The organism is Oerskovia turbata (assembly GCF_000718325.1).
Classification (GTDB): Bacteria; Actinomycetota; Actinomycetes; order Actinomycetales; family Cellulomonadaceae; genus Oerskovia; species Oerskovia turbata.
Map to the genome: position 1 here is coordinate 34,908 of NZ_JOFV01000017.1, position 19,402 is coordinate 54,309.

At 70.9% G+C, this 19,402-nt stretch carries 18 protein-coding genes and 1 tRNA gene; 12 read left to right on the forward strand and 7 right to left on the reverse strand.

Going from position 1 to position 19,402, the window contains the following annotated elements; genetic code table 11:
* The first annotated feature begins 86 nt into the window (after positions 1-86).
* The 3 genes from IE95_RS0115825 (at position 87) to IE95_RS19755 (ending at position 3,278) form a co-directional block, all read left to right on the forward strand.
* Complete coding sequence (locus IE95_RS0115825) at positions 87-2,423, forward strand: trypsin-like serine peptidase (RefSeq protein ID WP_129429653.1); 2,337 nt, start codon at positions 87-89, stop codon at positions 2,421-2,423.
* Positions 2,424-2,709: 286 nt separating this feature from the next.
* Positions 2,710-2,862: a hypothetical protein gene (locus tag IE95_RS20530; protein ID WP_157283434.1), complete on the forward strand. Its 153-nt coding sequence runs from the start codon at positions 2,710-2,712 to the stop codon at positions 2,860-2,862.
* Positions 2,859-3,278 carry a hypothetical protein gene (locus tag IE95_RS19755; protein ID WP_051703197.1) on the forward strand — a complete coding sequence of 140 codons (420 nt, stop codon included), beginning with the start codon at positions 2,859-2,861 and terminating at the stop codon, positions 3,276-3,278. The genes IE95_RS20530 and IE95_RS19755 overlap by 4 nt, the downstream gene beginning before the upstream one ends.
* A 237-nt stretch (positions 3,279-3,515) precedes the next feature.
* Here the strand turns inward: IE95_RS19755 and IE95_RS0115835 are convergent.
* Positions 3,516-3,598 (reverse strand) — tRNA-Leu (locus IE95_RS0115835).
* Positions 3,599-3,890: 292 nt separating this feature from the next.
* Between IE95_RS0115835 and IE95_RS0115840 the strand changes: the two genes are divergently transcribed.
* Genes IE95_RS0115840 through pknB form a run of 7 tightly spaced genes read left to right on the forward strand, consistent with a single transcriptional unit; the run spans position 3,891 to position 13,448 of the window.
* Positions 3,891-4,595, forward strand: a complete 705-nt coding sequence (locus IE95_RS0115840) for an FHA domain-containing protein (protein WP_030152591.1) — start codon at positions 3,891-3,893, stop codon at positions 4,593-4,595.
* Positions 4,596-4,605: 10 nt separating this feature from the next.
* Positions 4,606-5,133: an FHA domain-containing protein FhaB/FipA gene (locus IE95_RS0115845; RefSeq protein WP_030152592.1), complete on the forward strand. Its 528-nt coding sequence runs from the start codon at positions 4,606-4,608 to the stop codon at positions 5,131-5,133.
* Positions 5,134-5,141: 8 nt separating this feature from the next.
* Entirely contained in the window at positions 5,142-6,587 is a 1,446-nt protein-coding gene (locus tag IE95_RS0115850) for a PP2C family protein-serine/threonine phosphatase (RefSeq protein WP_036572304.1), read from the forward strand.
* Positions 6,587-8,194, forward strand: coding sequence for an FtsW/RodA/SpoVE family cell cycle protein (locus IE95_RS0115855; RefSeq protein ID WP_084690348.1), 1,608 nt, complete (start codon positions 6,587-6,589; stop codon positions 8,192-8,194). The genes IE95_RS0115850 and IE95_RS0115855 overlap by 1 nt, the downstream gene beginning before the upstream one ends.
* A complete protein-coding gene (locus IE95_RS0115860; protein ID WP_030152595.1) occupies positions 8,191-9,654 on the forward strand; it encodes a peptidoglycan D,D-transpeptidase FtsI family protein in 1,464 nt (487 codons plus the stop codon). The genes IE95_RS0115855 and IE95_RS0115860 overlap by 4 nt, the downstream gene beginning before the upstream one ends.
* Positions 9,651-11,378, forward strand: coding sequence for a serine/threonine-protein kinase (locus tag IE95_RS19760; protein WP_051703198.1), 1,728 nt, complete (start codon positions 9,651-9,653; stop codon positions 11,376-11,378). The genes IE95_RS0115860 and IE95_RS19760 overlap by 4 nt, the downstream gene beginning before the upstream one ends.
* On the forward strand, positions 11,379-13,448 hold the full coding sequence (pknB, locus tag IE95_RS0115870) for a Stk1 family PASTA domain-containing Ser/Thr kinase (RefSeq protein ID WP_030152597.1): 2,070 nt from the start codon (positions 11,379-11,381) through the stop codon (positions 13,446-13,448).
* A 178-nt stretch (positions 13,449-13,626) separates the two neighbouring features.
* Here the strand turns inward: pknB and IE95_RS0115875 are convergent, their stop codons facing one another.
* From IE95_RS0115875 to IE95_RS0115890, 4 genes are read right to left on the reverse strand one after another with little or no spacing between them, the layout of a single operon-like run.
* A complete protein-coding gene (locus tag IE95_RS0115875) occupies positions 13,627-14,274 on the reverse strand; it encodes an aminodeoxychorismate/anthranilate synthase component II (protein WP_030152598.1) in 648 nt (215 codons plus the stop codon).
* A 3-nt stretch (positions 14,275-14,277) separates the two neighbouring features.
* Complete coding sequence (locus IE95_RS20535) at positions 14,278-14,448, reverse strand: hypothetical protein (protein WP_157283436.1); 171 nt, start codon at positions 14,446-14,448, stop codon at positions 14,278-14,280.
* A complete protein-coding gene (locus tag IE95_RS0115885) occupies positions 14,445-15,323 on the reverse strand; it encodes a class E sortase (RefSeq protein ID WP_084690349.1) in 879 nt (292 codons plus the stop codon). Before IE95_RS0115885 ends, IE95_RS20535 begins: the two co-directional genes overlap by 4 nt.
* Entirely contained in the window at positions 15,320-16,168 is an 849-nt protein-coding gene (locus tag IE95_RS0115890; protein WP_084690350.1) for a DUF881 domain-containing protein, read from the reverse strand. The genes IE95_RS0115885 and IE95_RS0115890 overlap by 4 nt, the downstream gene beginning before the upstream one ends.
* A 175-nt stretch (positions 16,169-16,343) precedes the next feature.
* Between IE95_RS0115890 and IE95_RS0115895 the strand changes: the two genes are divergently transcribed.
* The gene (locus IE95_RS0115895) at positions 16,344-16,598 is read left to right on the forward strand and encodes a cell division protein CrgA (RefSeq protein WP_030152601.1); all 255 of its coding nucleotides are present in this window, start codon (positions 16,344-16,346) and stop codon (positions 16,596-16,598) included.
* Positions 16,599-16,774: 176 nt separating this feature from the next.
* Here the strand turns inward: IE95_RS0115895 and IE95_RS0115900 are convergent, their stop codons facing one another.
* Together IE95_RS0115900 and IE95_RS0115905 are read right to left on the reverse strand one after the other, a co-directional pair.
* Complete coding sequence (locus IE95_RS0115900) at positions 16,775-17,500, reverse strand: rhomboid family intramembrane serine protease (RefSeq protein WP_420819397.1); 726 nt, start codon at positions 17,498-17,500, stop codon at positions 16,775-16,777.
* Between the two features lie 155 nt (positions 17,501-17,655).
* Positions 17,656-18,195, reverse strand: a complete 540-nt coding sequence (locus IE95_RS0115905) for a peptidylprolyl isomerase (protein WP_030152603.1) — start codon at positions 18,193-18,195, stop codon at positions 17,656-17,658.
* Positions 18,196-18,346: 151 nt separating this feature from the next.
* Between IE95_RS0115905 and IE95_RS19765 the strand changes: the two genes are divergently transcribed.
* Positions 18,347-19,318, forward strand: coding sequence for a hypothetical protein (locus IE95_RS19765; RefSeq protein WP_084690351.1), 972 nt, complete (start codon positions 18,347-18,349; stop codon positions 19,316-19,318).
* Positions 19,319-19,402 lie beyond the last annotated feature (84 nt).

Genomic DNA, 19,402 nt, shown 5'->3' on the forward strand with positions numbered 1-19,402 from the left:
CCACCCGGACCAGGGGACCGGTGATGCATCGATGACGAGCTGAGCACGACCATCCGTAGTCACTCGCACACGCAAGGGGATCGATGATGAGACAGGTTTCGAACACACAACCGACCACGCTCCTCAACACCACGGTCGTCGGCCAGCCGTGGCAGCCGAGCTACAAGCCGGGACTCGGCGTCGACGCCGTGACCGGCCAGCTCCGCGCCTCGGCCGTCAAGCCGTTCACCGTCACGCCCAGCACGACGCAGAACCCCGAGTTCATGTACTCCTTCATCCAGGCGGAGAGCGACGTCCAGTCCCTCATCAGCGCCTCGCTGAAGGGCTCGTACAACATCGAGGGCATCACGGTCAGCGCCAGCACCTCGTTCCTCGACGAGCTCGCGGTCTCCGACCTCGCGGTGACCCTCGTCGCCGAGGTGTCCGTCGAGGACGGCCAGTACTCCCTCGCCCCGTCGTACGAGCTCGCGGTCCAGCCCGGACCCGGCTTCCGCGAGAAGTACGGTGACTACTTCGTGGCCGGCTACCGCTCAGGCTCCTCGCTGTACGTCACCTACCAGTGCCGGTTCACGAGCACCGAGCAGCGCACGAAGTTCTCGGCCGCCGTGGCCGCCGAGGTCCCGCAGGTGTTCAGCACCGAGGGCAGCTCCGCGTTCGAGAAGGTCGCCTCGGAGCACGGCGCGAACGTCAGCATCCACATCACGGCACGCGGGGTCAAGGGTGGCTTCCCCGACCCGCCGTCAGGATCGACGTGGACGGCCGAGACGATCGTCTCGACGCTCCTGCCCTGGTTCAACGGGGCCCAGACGCCCGCCCCCCTTGAGTCCTACCTCATGGCCTACCGCATGATCGACCCGTCGATCTCGGGCGAGGTGCCCATCAGCCCCGACGTGTTCTCGCAGATCGGCTACCTCTACGGCCAGTTCTGGCTCGCCCGGAGCCGCGTCAAGACCTGCCCCGAGTTCGGCAAGAAGCTCGTCGACGACCCGTTCCGCAAGCTCGAGAAGGACCTCGAGGCCTACCAGGCCTCGCTCCCGACCGACCAGCCCCGGATCGAGGCCTTCACGGCCGACACCAAGCGGCTCCTCGGCGAGCTCGACGTCGTCGCCAACCGCCAGACGTTCTACACCCAGGTCGTCGCGGCAGCGAAGACCGAGCCGGCCGAGAGCGAGAACTTCGACGCCGACAAGGGCCGCGTGCGCTGGGGCTACGGGTTCCAGCGCGGCAACGCCCCGGGGATCGACGTGGCCAGCGTCACCCAGAACTACGCGGCCGACTGGAAGATCGGATGGCGGGAGAACGTGTTCACGTTCCGCGACACCTCCAAGGTGATCGTCGGGTGGGACGTGATCTGCAACTGGACCGACAACGGCGGCGACTGGCAGAAGCGCAGCGCCACGATCATCGGTCGCAACAACGGCAACGTCTACGTCAAGAGCGACTACGACCGCGGCTGCAGCTGGACGATCGTCTGGTACACCGTCGACGCCAACCTGTACCCGGCCGGCCCCTGGGCGCTGACCGCGACGCACGAGCCGGAGTTCGTCGAGTCCGACGCGCTCGCCCGCGCACTCCACGCGACCGACGCCGAGGGCACCGACTACTGGACCCCTGAGCGCATGGAAGAGGCCGAACCGCTCGACCGCTCGGTCACGATCGACCGGGACTCCCTGGCCGTCACCGACGTCACCTCGACCGGCGCGGGCGGCACGATCTCCGGCACCGCCTCGTCCGAGGGCGGGCGGCTCGACCTGCTCGGCGCAGCCCAGACCTCCCGGGTCAAGGACCCCCAGTCCTTCCCCGAACGGACCGTCGGCAAGCTCTTCTTCGTCATGGGCGGCAAGCCGCACACGGCGTCGGCCGTCGTCGTCCACCGCTTCGGCATCATGACCGCCGCGCACTGCCTCGTGCTCGGGGGAAACCAGGCGACCGACATCGTCTTCGTCCCGGCCTACACGGCCGGCGCCGCACCCTACGAGAAGTGGGCCGTCACACGGTCGGTGTGGCCCAGCGCGTGGACCACGGACGAGTCGTCCGCATGGGACCTCGGGCTGTGCGTCGTCGCCCCCGACGGCGACGGACGAGGCGTCGGCGACGTCGTCGGCACGGCCGGCGTCCGGTGGGGGAGCACCGGCACCACCTGGGACAACACGGGCTACCCGGCCCGCCCGACCCCCCGGTTCCCGTTCGACGGCGAGCACATGTGGCACAGCCTCGGACGGCGCGTCGCAGACACCTTCCCGTCGACCGTCACCAAGGAGGACAACCTCACCGCCGGAGGCAGCGGGGGGCCGTGGTTCACGGCCGAGGACCCCACCGTGGTGAACGGCGTCTTCAGCAAGTACTCGGTCGACGAAGAGGTCAACATCAGCCCCGAGTTCGCCGACTGGGTGGGGCAGTTCTACCACCACGTGTTCGGCTGACACCACGTCAGACCGAGCGAGGCGGACACCAGGCTGCGCACACCACGCAGACCGCGCAGACCGCGCAGACCGCCAGGTGCGACGAAGGCCCCGGATCGATGATCCGGGGCCTTTCGCACATCATGTGGGCGGGTCGCGTCGTGGTGGAACACGAGCCGGGCCCCAGGGCGCTCAACGGCCTGACCTCCTCGCACGTAGCGGTACCCACGGCAGGAGGAGGATCTACGGAATCGAGGGCCAGAGCTCAGCGCTGTCCTGGAGGCGACCGGTCAAGAAGGTGGGCCAGATGGCCAAGAAGGTCAGTGCGAGCGGCGCGGCCCGTGCAGCGGTTCGCTCGACAAAGGCGACGGCGAAGCTCGAGGTTCGCGTCGTCAGCTTCGCGAAACGCTCCGCGGTGACAAGCCGCTACGTCGCCGCGCGCCCCGCACGCACAAAGTGACGGGGCTCGACCCGGACTACGGCGGCACTCCGCTCGACTTCGAGGAACTTGACGCCCTCCTGCCGGAAGTTGCCGAGGCAATCAGCACCCCTCCGACCAAGGCTGCGGTCTACGAGTTGGAGCAAGCGTCCGAGGATGCCGTGCGCGAAGCGTTCGTGCTACGCGCCGCGGAAGGCGAACTGCCGCTGGCCGACCTACTGACCGACTGGATGCTGCGGGATCTGCACGCAAGCCTCTACGAGAACGTCTGGATCTGGGCGGGAGTGTTCCGTCAACGCGAACTCAGCATCGGCATCGATCCCGTGATGATCGCCGTCGATCTCCGGTCCACGCCCCTCGGCCGCACCACCCGATCCGCCCGCGGACACCGTCGGGCCCCACCAGGCCCACGCCACACCCGAACGACCACCACCTGAGCAACCACACCCCAGGCCTCGCACCACCAGGACGCACCGTCGCGCCACGAACCAGCCGCACAACCCCAGATCAGCGCACATCCGGCCGGCGCACCGCGCAGTGGCCAGTCACTGCGGCCACCGACCGCGCCCACGACCGCCCCCGGACGCCCCCGGACGCAAAAAATCCCGGCCAGGAGAACCTGACCGGGACTTTCCCGAAGGCGAACCGGCTCGAAAGCCGAAACCCTTCTCACGTGCGCGAGGGGGGACTTGAACCCCCACGCCCTTTCGGACACTAGCACCTGAAGCTAGCGCGTCTGCCATTCCGCCACTCGCGCGTGCCGCAGAAGATTATCACGAGAGCCGGTCCGGACCTGCATCGGTCGTCGGACCACCTTCGAGAGGTCTTCCGCTGGTGCTTCGCCGGAGCCGGAGCCCGGTGTTGCACCAGAGAGAACAGTACCCCGCTCCGGCGGGCGTCTCACGCGCGCGGCACCTGATCTCCCCGTGATCTCCCCGTCCACTTCAGTCGATCACCGGCTCGGCGAGGCCCCGGGTCGTTACGATCTAGGTAGTCTGCCCGGGGACCGTGTACCCGGTCGAAGCACCGTCGATGTGGGAGGAGGTGGCATGGGAGTCCTGGATCGTTTCGAGAAGGGCGTCGAACGCGTCGTCAACAACGCCTTCAAGGTCGGGCGCAGCGAGGTCAAGCCGGTCGAGCTGGCGAGCGCTCTGCGTCGTGAGGTCGACGACCGGGCCGCGGTCGTGGACCGCGACCGGACGGTCGTGCCCAACCAGTTCACCATCGAGCTGTCGCCGGACGACTACGCGCAGGTCGAGGGCTGGGGGGCGGAGTCGCTCGCCGACGAGCTCGCTGCGAACGTGACGGAGCACGCGGCGTCGCAGCACTACGCGTTCGTCGGTCCGGTGAGCGTGTCGTTCGAGCGGGAGGACTCCCTGGACACGGGGCGCTTCCAGCTGCGGTCCGCGAGCGTGCGAGGGAACGTCGCGCCCGCGACGAGCTCGGCGCCCAGTGCTCGGCATCCCCTGGTCGACATCGACGGGCAGCGGTACCTGCTCACGGGTCCCGTGACGGTCATCGGGCGTGGTTCCGAGGCCGACATCGTGGTCGACGACCCGGGCGTCTCCCGTCGCCATCTCGAGATCCGGGTCACGCCGGACGGTGTGATCGCGACGGACCTCGGCTCGACCAACGGCCTCTTCGTCGAGGGCCACCAGGTCCCGGCCGCTACCCTGCTCGACGGGAACAGCCTGACGATCGGGCGGACCCGCATCATGTTCTGGACGGGTGCGCCCGACAACGAGGATTGGTGATCCCCTCCGCATGACCGAGCTGACGTTCACCCTGCTGCGGCTGGGATTCCTGGTCCTCCTGTGGGTGTTCGTGTTCGCCGCGATCGGTGTGCTGCGACGCGACCTGTACGGCACCAAGATCACGGCGCGCAAGGGCCGGGGCACCCAGGAGACGCATCCCACCACGGGGGCGACCCCGTCGCGTGGTTCCGCGCCGTCGCGTGGCGCTGCGGCGTCGGGCCCCACGCCGGCGGCTCCTGCGCCGACCGGGCCGACGCGGCTCGTCGTGACCGCGGGCCCGCTGCGCGGCACCACCGTCCCGCTCTCGGCCTCCTCGATCCTGCTGGGGCGCGCTCCCAGCTGCACCCTCGTCCTCGACGACGACTACTCGTCGTCCCGGCACGCCCGGATCTTCCCCCAGGGTGGGTCCTGGTACGTGGAGGACCTCGGCTCGACGAACGGCACGTACATCGACGATCGACGCATCACCGGTATCGAAGCCCTTCCTCCGGGTGTGGGCGTGCGGGTCGGTCAGAGCATCGTCGAGCTGCAGCGGTAGCGCCCGGCATGAACATCGCGCTGAAGTACGCCGCTCTCTCCGACGTGGGCCTGGTCCGGTCGAACAACCAGGACTCGGGCTACGCGGGTCCGCACCTCGTCGTCGTGGCGGACGGGATGGGCGGTCACGCCGGGGGCGACGTCGCGTCGTCGCTCGCCGTGGCGGCTCTCGCCCCGCTCGACGGCGAGTCGCACGGCCCCGACGAGGCCCTCGCCCTGCTGGAGTCGTCGATCGACAACGCCCGCCTCGACCTGGTCGAGCGCAGCGAGCAGACACCTGAGCTCGCGGGCATGGGCACGACCGTCACGGCCCTGCTGCGCAGCGGCAACACGCTCGCGATGGCGCACCTCGGCGACTCGCGCGCGTACCTGCTGCGCGACGGGGTCCTGAACCAGGTCACGACCGACCACACGTTCGTCCAGCACCTGGTCGACACGGGCCGCATCACCCCGGAGGAGGCCGAGTACCACCCGCAGCGCAACGTCGTGATGCGGGTCCTCGGCGACTTCGACGTCGACCTGACGCCCGACATGTCGGTCCGCGAGGCCCGGCCGGGTGACCGCTGGATGCTCTGCTCCGACGGCCTCTCGGGTTTCGTCAGCCTCGAGACGCTCGAGCAGACCCTGGTCGCGGTCGAGGACACCGACGAGTGCGCCGAGCGACTCCTGCACCTCGCGCTGCGCGCGGGCAGCACGGACAACGTGACGGTCGTCGTCGTCGACGTCGTCGACCTGGACACCCTGCCCGACGGCGCCGGACCCTCGACGGCACCGGTCGTCGTCGGCTCTGCGGCGATCGACCGCGACCGCCCGACGTCCGCCCAGGACGGTCCGGCCGCGCGGGCGGCCTCGCTCGTCGCGACGGCGAGCGCCGCCCAGCAGCAGGCCGCCGCGGACGAGGAGCCCACCGACACCTCCCAGGCCCTGCCCGACGGCACGGAAGGTACCGCGGTCCCGGCCGGCGACGACGCGGACGTGCGGCCCGCCAGGCGCACCCGGCGATGGATCGCCCCGGTGGTGACCCTCGTCGTCCTGGCGGTGATCGGTGCCGGCGCCCTGTACGGGTACCGCTGGACCCAGGAGCAGTACTACGTGGGTGTCGCCGACGGCCAGGTCGCGGTCTTCCGCGGCGTCCCGACGAGCGCGGGACCGCTCACGCTGTCGACCCCGGTCAAGCTCACGGGGGACAAGGTCGACGACCTGCCGCCGTACGTCGTCGACCGCCTGCACGAGACCATCAGCGCCACGTCGCTCGACGACGCCCTCGAACGCGCGACCCGTCTGGTGGCCGACGCCCAGACCGACACCGGCTCCGAGACCACGGAGCAGCCCGCGGCCCCCGCGGACACCGCGACGGTGCCACCCGTCGACCCGGCAGCACCGCTCGATCCGGCAGCCCCCGTCGATCCGGCAGCCCCTCCGGCTGACACCACGGTCCCCCCGGCGGCGCCCTGATGGCCACGGTCGAGCCGCACACCGCACCCTCCACGAGGCGCCCGTCGCGCCGGGCCGAGGCGGGCCTGCTCGTGCTCGCCCTCGTGATCGGCATCGGCGCCTACGCCTCGGTCGGGTTCGGGCTCCAGGACGCGCTCCCGGACGACTTCGTCGTCCACAGCCTGGTCCTGGTCGTGCTCGCCGTGGGCGCGCACGTGGTCCTGCGGATCAAGGCGCCCTACGCGGACCAGGTGATCCTGCCGGTCGTGGTCGCGCTCAACGGCATCGGCCTCGCGATGATCGGTCGTATCGCCATCGGCGGCTCGCTCGTCGGGTCCCCGTCGGACCTCGCCTCGAAGCAGCTCATGTGGACAGTGCTCGGCGTCGTCGCGGCGTGCGGCGTCGTCTGGCTGCTCAAGGACCACCGGACCCTGCGCAAGTACTCGTACACGGCGATGATCGTCGGCCTGGTGCTCGTCGTCCTGCCGTTGCTCCCGGTCATCGGCCGCAACATCAACGGCGCCCGCATCTGGGTCAACATCGCGGGCATGTCGCTCCAGCCCGCCGAGTTCGCGAAGATCGCCTTCGCGATCTTCTTCGCGGGCTACCTCGTGACCAACCGGGACACGCTCGCGCTCGCCGGTCCCAAGGTCCTCGGGCTCCAGCTGCCGCGCCTGCGCGACCTCGGCCCGCTCGTCATCGTGTGGGCAGCCTCCCTCGCGGTCCTCATCTTCGAGCGCGACCTGGGTACCTCGCTCCTGTTCTTCGGCCTGTTCGTCGCCATGCTGTACATCGCGACCGAGCGGTTCAGCTGGGTCGCGATCGGCCTGAGCATGTTCGCGGTGGGTGCGGTCGTCGCCGCGTCGGCGTTCCCCCACGTCCAGGCGCGCGTCGACGTGTGGCTCAACCCGCTGGCCCCCGAGATCTTCGGCCGCGACCCGGGAGGCTCGGGCCAGCTCGTGGGCGGGATGTTCGGGCTCGCGAACGGCGGGTTGACCGGCACCGGCTGGGGGCAGGGCTACCCGCGCCTCGTGCCGTACGCCTACTCGGACTTCATCTACACGTCCCTCGGTGAGGAGCTCGGGCTCGCAGGTCTGCTCGCGATCCTCGTGATGTACCTCGTGCTCGTCGAGCGCGGACTACGGACCGCGATCGGCGTGCGCGACGGGTTCGGCAAGCTCCTCGCGGGCGGTCTCGCGTTCGTCATGGCGTGGCAGCTCTTCGTCGTGATCGGCGGGATCACCCGCATCATCCCGCTCACCGGTCTGACCATGCCGTTCGTCGCGCAGGGCGGTTCGTCGCTGCTCGCGAACTGGCTCGTGGTCGGCCTGCTGCTCCGGATCTCCGACAACGCGCGCCGCCCGTCGTCCCTCCCCGTGCGCGGCCAGGTCGCCCCGTCGCAGGCGGCGACCGGTCCGACCACTGGCAGCCAGCCCGTCGCGGTGGGAGCGGGCTCCCAGGTCGCCGTCGAGGCGGGCGAGGCGAGCGCCGTCGTCGGGCCCTCGCGTGGTGCTCCCTCCCAGGACCTGCCCACGCAGGTCGTGCGCACCGACCGCCCCCAGGACGGTGGCGACCCGATGACCGGGGCGACCGAGATCATCGACGACACCGAGCGGAAGAACCTGTGAACGTCCCCCTGCGCCGCGTGGCGACCGTCGTGCTCGTCATGTTCCTGGCGCTCATGGTCTCGACCACCTACATCCAGTTCGTCCAGGCGGACTCGCTCAACGACGACCCGCGCAACAAGCGCCAGGTGTACCGCGAGTACGGGAACTTCCGCGGGCCCATCGTCGTCGCGGGGGAGTCGGTCGCGCTCTCGACCCCGGTCGACGACCCGTACGGCTACCAGCGTTCCTACACCAACGGGCCCGTGTTCGGGCACGTCACCGGGTTCTTCTCGATCGTCAACGGCACGTCCGCGATCGAGCGCAGCGAGAACGCGTTCCTCAACGGCCAGGCGAGCACGCTGTGGATCGACCGGCTCCAGGGCATGATCACCGGCCAGAAGCCTCAGGGGGCGTCGGTCGAGCTCACGATCGACCCCGCGGCACAGCAGGCCGCGTACGACGCGCTGGGTGAGCAGCGTGGCGCCGTCGTCGCGATCGAGCCGTCGACCGGGAAGATCCTCGCCCTGGTCTCCAAGCCGTCCTACGACCCGAACGTCCTCGCGAGCCACGACACCAAGGCTGCGAGCGAGGCCTACACGTCCCTCATCAACGCCGACGGCGACCCGCTCGTCAACCGGGCCATCGCGGGCAACACGTACCCGCCCGGCTCGACGTTCAAGGTCGTGACCTCGGCGGCGGCCCTCGAGTCCGGGCAGTACACGCCGGACACGGTGGTTCCCGCCCCGGACGAGTACCAGTACCCGAACTCGACGAGGACGCTCCTGAACTTCGGCGGCACCCGCTGCTCCCCGACGGGCGAGCAGACGCTCGCGGACGCCCTGCGGATCTCGTGCAACACGGCGTTCGCGGACCTCGGCGTCACGCTCGGTGACGAGGCCGTCCGGGACCAGGCCGAGGCCTTCGGGTTCGACACGGACCTCTCCGTCCCCATGACGGTCACGCCCAGCCGTTTCCCGTCCACGGAGGTCACCGACGACGCGGCGGAGCTCGCGCGTGCCTCGATCGGCCAGGGCGAGGTCAAGGTCACGCCCCTGCAGATGGCCATGGTGTCGGCCGCGATCGCCAACGGCGGCAAGCAGATGACGCCCTACACGGTGCAGACGGTCCGGGGAGCGGACCTCGACGTGGTCGAGCAGACCGAGCCGTCGCTCCTGCGCACGTCGGTCTCCCCGACGGTCTCCCAGCAGCTCACGTCGATGATGGTCGGGGTCGTGGACAACGGCTCGGGCAAGCCCGCGCGCATCCCCGGCGTCCAGGTCGCCGGGAAGACCGGCACGGCCGAGAACGACCCGGAGAAGGCCCCGCACGCATGGTTCACGGGCTTCGCCCCCGCCGACGCCCCGCAGGTCGCGGTCGCGGTGATCGTCGAGAACGGCGGTGACAGCGGCAACGAGGCCACGGGTGGCGCCGTGGCTGCTCCGATCGCGAAGGCAGTCATGGAGGCGGTGTTGAACACGTGAGGCCCGTGGAAGGGCTCGCGCTGGGCGACCGCTACCGCCTCGTGCGCCGGATCGCGATCGGCGGCATGGGCGAGGTGTGGGTCGCGAACGACAGCGCGCTCGGCCGTGAGGTCGCGGTGAAGCTGCTCCGCGAGGAGTACGCGGGCAACGAGGACTTCCTGGAGCGCCTGCGCACCGAGGCGCGCAACAGCGCCGCGCTGTCGCACCCGAACATCGCCCAGATGTACGACTACGGCGAGCAGAACCAGTCGGGCTACCTGGTCATGGAGCTCGTCATGGGCGAACCCATGGCGGACCTCCTGGAGCGCGAGCCCGTCCTCATGCCGTCCAAGCTGCTGCCCATCCTGGCGCAGACCGCTCGGGCGCTGCACGCCGCGCACGTCGCGGGCGTGGTGCACCGCGACGTGAAGCCCGGCAACATCCTGCTCGAGCCGCGCGGGGTCGTGAAGATCACCGACTTCGGGGTCTCCCTCGCCGCGAACCAGATCCCCATGACGGCGACGGGCATGGTCATGGGCACGGCCCAGTACCTGTCGCCCGAGCAGGCGATCGGGCAGGCCGCGACGGGCGCCTCCGACGTGTACGCGCTGGGGATCGTGGCGTACGAGTCGGTGGCCGGGAACCGGCCGTTCACGGGGTCCACCCCTGTGGACATCGCGGTCGCGCACGTCAACGAGAAGGTGCCGCCGCTGCCTGCGCACGTGCACCCGTCGCTCGCCTCGCTCATCTACGCGATGCTCGCGAAGGACCCCAAGGCGCGCCCCATGCCGGCGTCGGCGCTCGCACAGACGCTCGACGACCTCGTCGAGACCATCGCACGCGACCCGTGGGGGGCGACCGCTCGCGCGGGCGGACCGTCGCGCCGGTCGCGCCGCACGCAGCCCGCCCGTCACGGCGCGGCGCCGCCGCCCAGCTCGCCGACGCCGCTCGAGATCCCCGAGGAGCTGCGGTCGCGCCCGCTGCCGACGGTCTCGTCCCCGCGGTCGCAGGACTCCGCGCGGTCGGGCTACTCGGCCCCGTCGGGCTATTCCGCCCAGACGGGCCACTCGGCGCTCTCGGCTCCGTCCGCGGCATCGGCGGCAGCGCCGGCCGTGGCCCCGGTCGCGCCGGTCGCGCCGGTCGCGCCGTCGAGCACCCCCGTCTTCGACGGCCAGGCGTTCCCGCCCCCACCGCCGCCGCCTCCCGCACCTCCCGTTCCCGGACCGGCCGAGTCGACCGCGCTCCCGTGGGAGCGCGCCTCGGCCCCCGTCGCGGCGGACCCGCCTCCGGACGCCCCGCGCTCGTACCCGCCCCGGCGGGAGATGCACGGTGGCGCGTCGGCGACACGTCCCCGTCGCATGGACCCCCGCCCGACGCCGTCGCGCACCACCGTGGCGAGCAGCCCCGGCAGGGCGGCCCCTGCCGGTGTCACCCGCGCCGAGCGTCGGCGCGCGTCCCAGGACGCACCGCCCGTCAGGACGTCGACCACGACGGGCCAGCGGATCGGTGGATTCGCCAAGGGCTTCTCGTGGCCGCTGCTCGCCCTCCTCGGGCTCCTGCTGGTCGTGCTCGTCGCGACCCTCGTGGGGGGCGGCGACGAACGCTCCGAGGGGGCCGCACACGCCCCGAACGTGACCAGATCGTTGCATTCGTCCCCGGACCTTCCGTCCGACGATGGGATGATGCTCAGTACTGTGCCGAGCCCTTCTGGGTCCTCGGCCCCGACGACATCGAAGGACTCCTAAGTGGTGGACAACGCTCCCCGGGTACTCGCCGGCCGGTACGAGGTCGGTGAGCTCATCGGCCGAGGCGGTATGGCCGAGGTGCACATCGGCCACGACACCCGTCTCGGACGGACCGTGGCGATCAAGATCCTGCGCTCGGACCTCGCGCGCGACCCGTCGTTCCTGGCCCGGTTCCGCCGAGAGGCACAGGCCGCAGCGGCGCTGAACCACCCCGCGATCGTCGCGGTCTACGACACGGGTGAGGACACCCACGTCGAGCCCGGCGGCGGGACGGCGCACGTGCCGTTCATCGTCATGGAGTACGTCGAGGGCCACACGGTCCGCGACATCCTCGGCGACGGCCAGGCCGTCCCGATCGACGAGGCCATCGAGATCACCGCGGGCGTGCTGTCGGCCCTCGAGTACTCCCACCACGCCGGCATCGTGCACCGCGACATCAAGCCCGCCAACGTCATGATCACGCCGACCGGCGCCGTCAAGGTCATGGACTTCGGCATCGCCCGTGCCGTCGCGGACTCCGCGGCGACCATGACGCAGACGCACGCCGTGATCGGCACCGCGCAGTACCTGTCACCCGAGCAGGCCCGCGGTGAGACGGTCGACGCGCGCAGCGACCTGTACTCCACGGGCTGCCTGCTCTTCGAGCTCCTCACGGGGCGTCCCCCGTTCATCGGCGACTCACCGGTCGCCGTGGCGTACCAGCACGTGCGCGAGGCCCCCGCGAAGCCGAGCGACCTCGCCCCGGACGTCCCCGAGGTCCTCGACCGCATCACGCTCAAGGCGCTCGCCAAGGAACGCACGGCCCGCTACAGCAGCGCCGCCGAGTTCCGCAACGACCTGGAGAACGCCGTCCGTGGGGGGCACATCACCGCGCCCGCGCTCGGCGTGGCAGCGGCTGCTGCCGCAGGTGCCGCGGCTCTCGCCGCGACCCAGGTGCAGGGCCCCCTCGAGAACGCGACGCAGGTCATGAGTCCGGCCGTCGCGGGTCCGCCGAACCCGTGGGAGACCACCGGGGTCCCCGCCGCCGTCCCCCCGGGACAGCCCGGCGGGCCGCTCACCGAGGGCGAGCCCGACGACGAGGGGTCGGGCAAGAAGCGCGGCCTCATGTGGGCGCTCATCGCCGTGGGCGCGGTCGCGATCGCCGCGATCATCACGATGTTCCTGCTCAACCAGCAGCCCCCTGAGCCGAAGATGGTCACCGTCCCGCCGTTCAGCGCGACCACGACACCGGAACAGGCCGAGCAAGCCCTCGACGAGGTGGGGCTCACGTTCCTGAAGGCGATCGACCAGGAGTCGGACCTTCCGAAGGACACGTTCGTCAGCTCGACCCCCCCGAGCGGCGAGTCCGTCGAGGAGGGGACCGAGGTCACGGTGTACTTCTCGGCGGGCCCTGACGCCGTGATCGTCCCGGACGTCGCGGGCCTGACCCAGGAGCAGGCTCGCGCCGAGATCGAGAACGCCGGACTCGTGGTCGACCCGACGGTCGACCAGGAGGACAACGGCACCGTGAAGAAGGGGCTGGTCACCCGGACCGACCCTGCGGCCAGTGCGAGCGCCCCGGCAGGATCGTCGGTCAAGATCTTCATCTCGAGCGGCCTCATCAACATCCCGGAACTGGTCGGCCTTCCGCAGGCCGACGCGGAAGCGGCCTTGGACGACCTCGACCTCAGCTACGCGATCGTCGAGGAGGAGAGCACCAAGACCGAGGGCACGGTCATCAAGCAGAACCCGGGCCCGGGCCCGGGCAAGCAAGGCCAGAAGGTCACGCTGACCATCGCCGAGGCCCCCGCGCCGACGGGTCCGGAGATGACGAACGTGCCCGACGTGGTGGGGATGACGCGTGAGGAAGCCATCGAGGCGCTCGGCGGCCGCCAGCTCAACCCTGGCAACATCACCGAGAAGGAGTCCGCCACGGTCCCGAAGGGCCGGGTCATCTCGTCCAACCCTGAGAAGGATGCCGTCCTCGAAGAGGGAGCGAAGGTCGACCTCGTGATCTCGAGCGGGCCGCCCGCCGGCGGCGGGAACGGCGGCGGCGGGGACGACGGAGGCGGCGGGAACTCGACCCCGTGACGACCCGTCACGAGCCGTAGGACGACGACGTGCGAGGGCCCGGCACCCTGTGGTGCCGGGCCCTCGCACGCGTGGTGCAGGTGTCGAGGCGACACGGCAGCTGACCTACGGCGCCCGTCCGCCCCGGGCCGACCTCTCGGCCCGCAGCGCCCCCTCAGCAGACCCTGCCGGCGCCCCTTCAGCGGCGCACGAGCGGCGCGAGGCCCTCCGAGCGCTCGACGGCGTCCGACGCCCCGCACAGCGTGAGCCAGTTCGCGAGCAGCCGGTGCCCGCCCTCGGTCAGCACCGACTCGGGGTGGAACTGGACGCCGTGCAGCGGCAGGTCGCGGTGCTGGAGGGCCATGACGACCCCGCTCTGCGTCGCGGCGGTCACGACCAGCTCGGCCGGAACCGTCGCGGGGACGACCGCGAGCGAGTGGTAGCGCGTCGCGGTGAAGGGAGAGGCGAGGCCCGCGAGCACGCCCGTGTCCTCGTGCTCGACGAGGCTCGTCTTGCCGTGCATGAGCTCGGGGGCGTGCGTCACGGTCGCGCCGTACACCTCGGCGAGCGCCTGATGGCCCAGGCAGACGCCGAGCATCGGCGTGCGCGAGGCGGCGCACGCCCGGATCACGTCCTCGCTCTGCCCTGCCTCGGCGGGGGTGCCGGGACCGGGCGAGACGAGGACGCCGTCGAACGCGCCGTCGTCGTCCCGGAAACGGCCGTCCGCGCCCACGGCAGGGACGGCGTCGTTGCGCACGACGACCGTGCGGGCACCCAGCTGGTTCAGGTACCCCACGATCGTGTAGACGAACGAGTCGTAGTTGTCCACGACGAGGATGCGGACCATCCCTTACCCACCTGTTCCTTCGACGGTCGTTTCGTTGAACGGCATGTACTCGGCGACGATCGGGAAGAGCCACTCGAAGCACACGAGCACCACGGCCGCTGCGAGGACGAGCAGCAGCAGCACCCGGAGCCACGCCGGACCTGGCAGCACACGCCAGAGCGCTCCATACATCATCGTCCCCCGTTCGTCGGGCCGGTCACGGTGTCCACGGCGCGCGCCCCTGCGCGTCCCGCAGGAGCGGGCCCGTCGGCGCCCTCGGCAGCCTCCGGGGGCGCCGCGACGAGCTCGTCGGGCACGTGGCCCACGAGGTCGGGCGGCAGCCCGTCGGCGACGGGCAGCCAGTAGTCGAGCTCGGCGTGCACGATGAACCGCTCCTGCAGGGAGTTCAGGCCGATCGGGTGGCACGTCGTGAGCGTCAGGAAACGTTGCGTCGGTTCGACGCCCGGCTCGCCGGGGACGGGCGCGATGACCTCGACCTGGTGCGGCTGGACGACGAAACCCTCGGCCACGCGGTACACGTACCAGGTGTCGTCCGAGCGGACCACGAGCGGGTCGCCGACCTCGAGCTCCTCGACCCGGTGGAACGGGGCCCCGTACGTCATGCGGTGCGCGGCGAGCGAGAAGTTGCCCACGGCTCCGGGCATGGCCGTCTCGGGGTAGTGGCCCGCCATCGCCTTGTCGAGGATCGTGCGCTTGTCCGTCCCCTGCGCGAGCGGGATCACGGCGTCGTCCCAGCGCGGGACGAAGAGCTGACCGAACACGTCACCGACGGCGGGCTGCTCGGCGACCGGTGGCTCGTCGCGCCGGACCTCGACGGCCTCGTCCGTGGGTACTTCCCATCCCATGCTCTGCAGGACCTCTGCCTGCTCGCGAGCCCCCTGGACGTCCGTCCACCAGAGCTGCCACACGACGAACAGGCCGAGGAGGGCACCCACGGTGATCAGGGCCTCGCCGACGACCCCGGCGACCGTCGAGACGGCGCTGCGGCGGGCGCGCGGTCGGCCGCGGTCGGGGCGTACGTGGCGCACCGGTCCCGACGACGCCGTCACGCCTGGTCCTTCTCGCCGGGCACGCTTGCATACCGCAGGTCGGTGGAGCCCTCGAACGCAGGGATGTCCAGCGAGGTCGACTTCTCGACCTTCCACCCGAGCCCGTACGCGTCGACGTACTCCTGGTAGATGCTGATCGCCGGCGAACGGTCGAGCGAGGCCTGGAGGGCCGCGGGGTCGCCGACGGCGGCGACGACGTACGGCGGCGAGAAGACACGCCCGTGCAGGTTGAGCACGTTGCCGACGCAGCGGAACGCGGTCGTCGGGGTCACACGCTGGCCCTGGAGGGTCATGGCCTCCGCGCCTCCGGCCCAGAGGGCGTTGATGACGTCCTGCAGGTCCTGCTGGTGGACCACGAGGTCGTCGACGCTGGCGCTCCGGGACTGCTGGGTGGGCGGCGCGTCGTCGAGGGTCACGCTGAGGCCCGGTCCGGTGAGGGGGACCGACCCGGCCACGATCCCCGTGTTCACCACGACCTCGGGCACGGTCGGCTCGGGAGGGGCGAGCTCCTGGGCCAGGGCCGTCACCTCGGTCTCGAGCGCGACCACCTGGCCGGTCATCGTCTCGACGCGGCGTTCCTCGTTCTGCACGAGGTCGGTCAGGTTCTGGGGGTGGCGCCCGTCCTGGTTGCGAGCGAGCCGGGCGCTCGCCGTGAACATGAGTCCGGAGAGCGCGAGCACCAGGAGCACCGTGACGCCCGACCGGATGCGTCGTCCGCGGGAGGTCGGTGGTGGGCTCACCTCGGGAGCGTCGCCCTCGACGGGCGCGTCCCGGCCGCCGTCGCCCCGGACGCTGCGGTGAGGCGCGTCGAGGCTCCGGTCGTCACTCCGGTCGTCCTGGCTCATTCCCTGACTCACCTCCGGTCACCGTGCACACGGCCATTCTGTCCGCCCACTACGCTAGACGTCGAATGGCGTTGCCGTTCACGACGTCGCGCAGCGCCGCTTCGTCCCACCCGACACAGCTCCTGCACAGCTCACGTGCCAGGAACACGCATACCGAGGACAGGAGCCAGCTCTCGTGCCCGAGTCGAAGTCCCGCAAGAAGCCAGTCAAGGTGAAGGCCCCGCAGGTGAAGAAGCCTGACACGGGCAACCCCCGCTGGCTCGTCCCGACCATGCTCTCCCTGATGCTGCTGGGCCTGGCATGGATCGTCATCTTCTACCTCACGAGCAGCGGCCTGGGGCTGCCGATCCCGGCGATCCACCAGTGGAACCTGGCGATCGGGTTCGCGCTCATCATCGCGGGATTCGTCCTGACGACGCGCTGGAAGTAGCCGGTCGCACGGGTCTTCCGCCGGTCGTGGGTCTCGATGCGGGGTGGGTCCGCAGTGCTGCGGACCCACCCTGTGCTCGATCCGACCTGTCGACCGAGGCTGTGGATAACTACACCGCTGTAGTTCCACAGGTGTGAGTAACTCTGTGGATAACTATTCGAGGTCGAGTAGTCGGTTCAGAACAGCGGATACCCCGGGACCGACGAGTACTTGAGCACCGTGAGGGCCACGAGCACGACGGCGACGAGCACCGTCACGCCCACGCTCCACACCGCACGACGCGCCTTGGGCGCGTAGGCGTACCCCGCCCCGAGGACCAGACCGACCGCGAGCCCGCCCAGGTGCGCCTGCCACGCGATGTTGGTGCCGGGGATGAAGCCGATCGCCACGTTGATCCCGATCAGGACCAGGATCTGGGTCGCGTTCCGGCCCAGGCGGCGCAGGACGACCAGGATCGCGCCGAAGAGCCCGAAGACCGCACCGGACGCCCCCACGACCGCCGTGTACCAGCTCTGCGACGCCGGGTCCGCGAGCAGCAGGACGCCGACCGAGCCCCCCAGGGCCGCGAGAACGTACAGGGCCACGAACCGCACCCGGCCGAGCATCTGCTCGAGGAACGGCCCGGTGATCCACAGCGCGTACATGTTGAACAGGATGTGGAAGACACCCGTGGAGTGGAGGAACGCGGCCGTGAGGAAGCGGTACGGCTCGGCCTCACCGATGAAGGGCGCGAAGGCCAGCTGCCGGGTCCACTCACCGCCCGTCGCGAGCTGGAGCAACCAGCTCCCGACGCACAGCGCGACGATCGTCAACGTGACGACGGGACGTCCGCCACGGACCGCGCCCCCCAGGACGGTCTGGGTGCGCGGAGCGCTGCGCGCCTGCTCCCGGACGCAGTCCACGCACTGCACCCCGACGGCGGCAGGCCGCTGGCACTCGGGGCAGGCCGGACGTCCGCAGCGCTGGCAGCGGACGTAGGAGACTCGGTCGGGGTGTCGGGGACACACCGGAGCCGGCTGGGCCGGCTCCGGTGTCCCGAAGGCGGGGACGGAGATGGTCAGTCCTCGATGGTGACCGACGTGATGACGATGTCCTCGACCGGGCGGTCACCCGGACGCGTCCGCGTCGTGTTGATCGCGTCGACCACCGCACGCGACTCGTCGTCCGCGACCTCACCGAAGATGGTGTGCTTGCCGTTGAGCCACGGCGTGGGGATCGTCGAGACGAAGAACTGCGAACCGTTCGTCCCCTCGACCTCGCCCGAGACCGGGTTGCGACGCGACCCGGCATTGGCCATGGCCAGCAGGTACGGGCGGTCGAACTGGAGCTCGGGGTGGATCTCGTCGTTGAACGTGTAGCCAGGACCGCCGGTCCCGGTGCCCAGGGGGCAACCGCCCTGGATCATGAAGTCCTGGATCACGCGGTGGAAGATCAGCCCGTCGTAGAACGGCGCGTTGCTCTCGGCGCCCGTGCGGGGATCCGTCCAGGTCGTGGTGCCCTTCGCCAGACCGGTGAAGTTCGCCACCGTCTTGGGCGCGTGGTTCGGCAGGAGCTCGATGCGGATGTCACCAGCAGTGGTGTGGAGGGTTGCGAACATGCCCTCATTCTCACACGACGGGCTGTGGCCACGGCCAGTCGCCCGACTGGTGTCCGGGGGCCTCGGCGCGCTTGTCTCGCGGGTCCCTTGGCACGGTGGCAGAGTGGAGTTCCAGCGCCCATGACCAGCACAGCGAACATCAGGAGTCTCCATGTCCGACCGCACCCGCCGCTCCGCTCGTGTCGTGAACGACACGATCTCGTCGATCGACTCGGAGAAGATCAAGGATCAGGCAGCCGACGTCGCCGCGCTCGTCGGTGACGCAGGAGCCAAGGCCCAGACGACCGCGGCCCAGCTCGCCGACCAGGCCAAGGAGTGGGGCCAGCCCAAGGTCGAGGCGTTCGTCGAGTGGGTCACGCCCCGCCTCGAGAAGGCCTGGCAGGACAGCCTCCAGGCAGCGGCCCCGCGTGTGGAGAAGGCTGCGGAGAAGGCCAGCCCGGCGATCGACACGGCCCACGACAAGCTGGTCGACGAGGTCCTGCCGAAGATCGTCGCGAGCTTCAACGCCGCAGCGGCAGCCGCCGCGGAGGCCGCGTCCCGCAACGTCGAGGCCGCCGCAGCGGCCACGGTCGCGTCGGCGGCGACCGCCGAGAAGATGTCCAGGAGGGCGACGAAGAAGGCCGCCAAGGCTGCGAAGAAGGGGCTCGACGCGACGGCCGGGTCCGCCAAGAAGGCGGCCAAGGCGGCTCCTGCCAAGCTCACGGCCGCCGCGGAGAAGGCCGACCCCCAGAAGAAGAGCAAGACCCTGTGGTGGGTCGTCGGCGGAGTCACCGCCGCGGGCGGCGCCTACGTCCTGTGGCGCCGCGCGCAGCCGACGACCGACCCCTGGGCCGAGCCCTGGGACCAGGTGCCCGCCTCGACCTTCGACGACGCACGCGCGGCCGTCAACAACGCGGCGGAGGCCGTCGGCGAGGCCGCAGGTGCCGCCGTCGCCAAGGGGCGCGAGACGGGCGGGAAGGTCCAGGAGGCCGTCACCGACGCGGGGGAGAAGATCACCGGGAAGGTCCAGGAGGCCGTGAGCGACGCCAAGGAGGCGACGCGCAAGGCGACCACGCGGGCCAAGGATGCTGCGCCGTCGGGCGACGAGGGCGACGCCACGGACGGCAAGAAGCCGACCGTCTGAGTCCACCCCGCAGAGCCAGAGAGCCCCGACCGGCGGCGCCGGTCGGGGCTCTCTGCGTTCGCGGCCCGCGCCCCTCGGCCGATG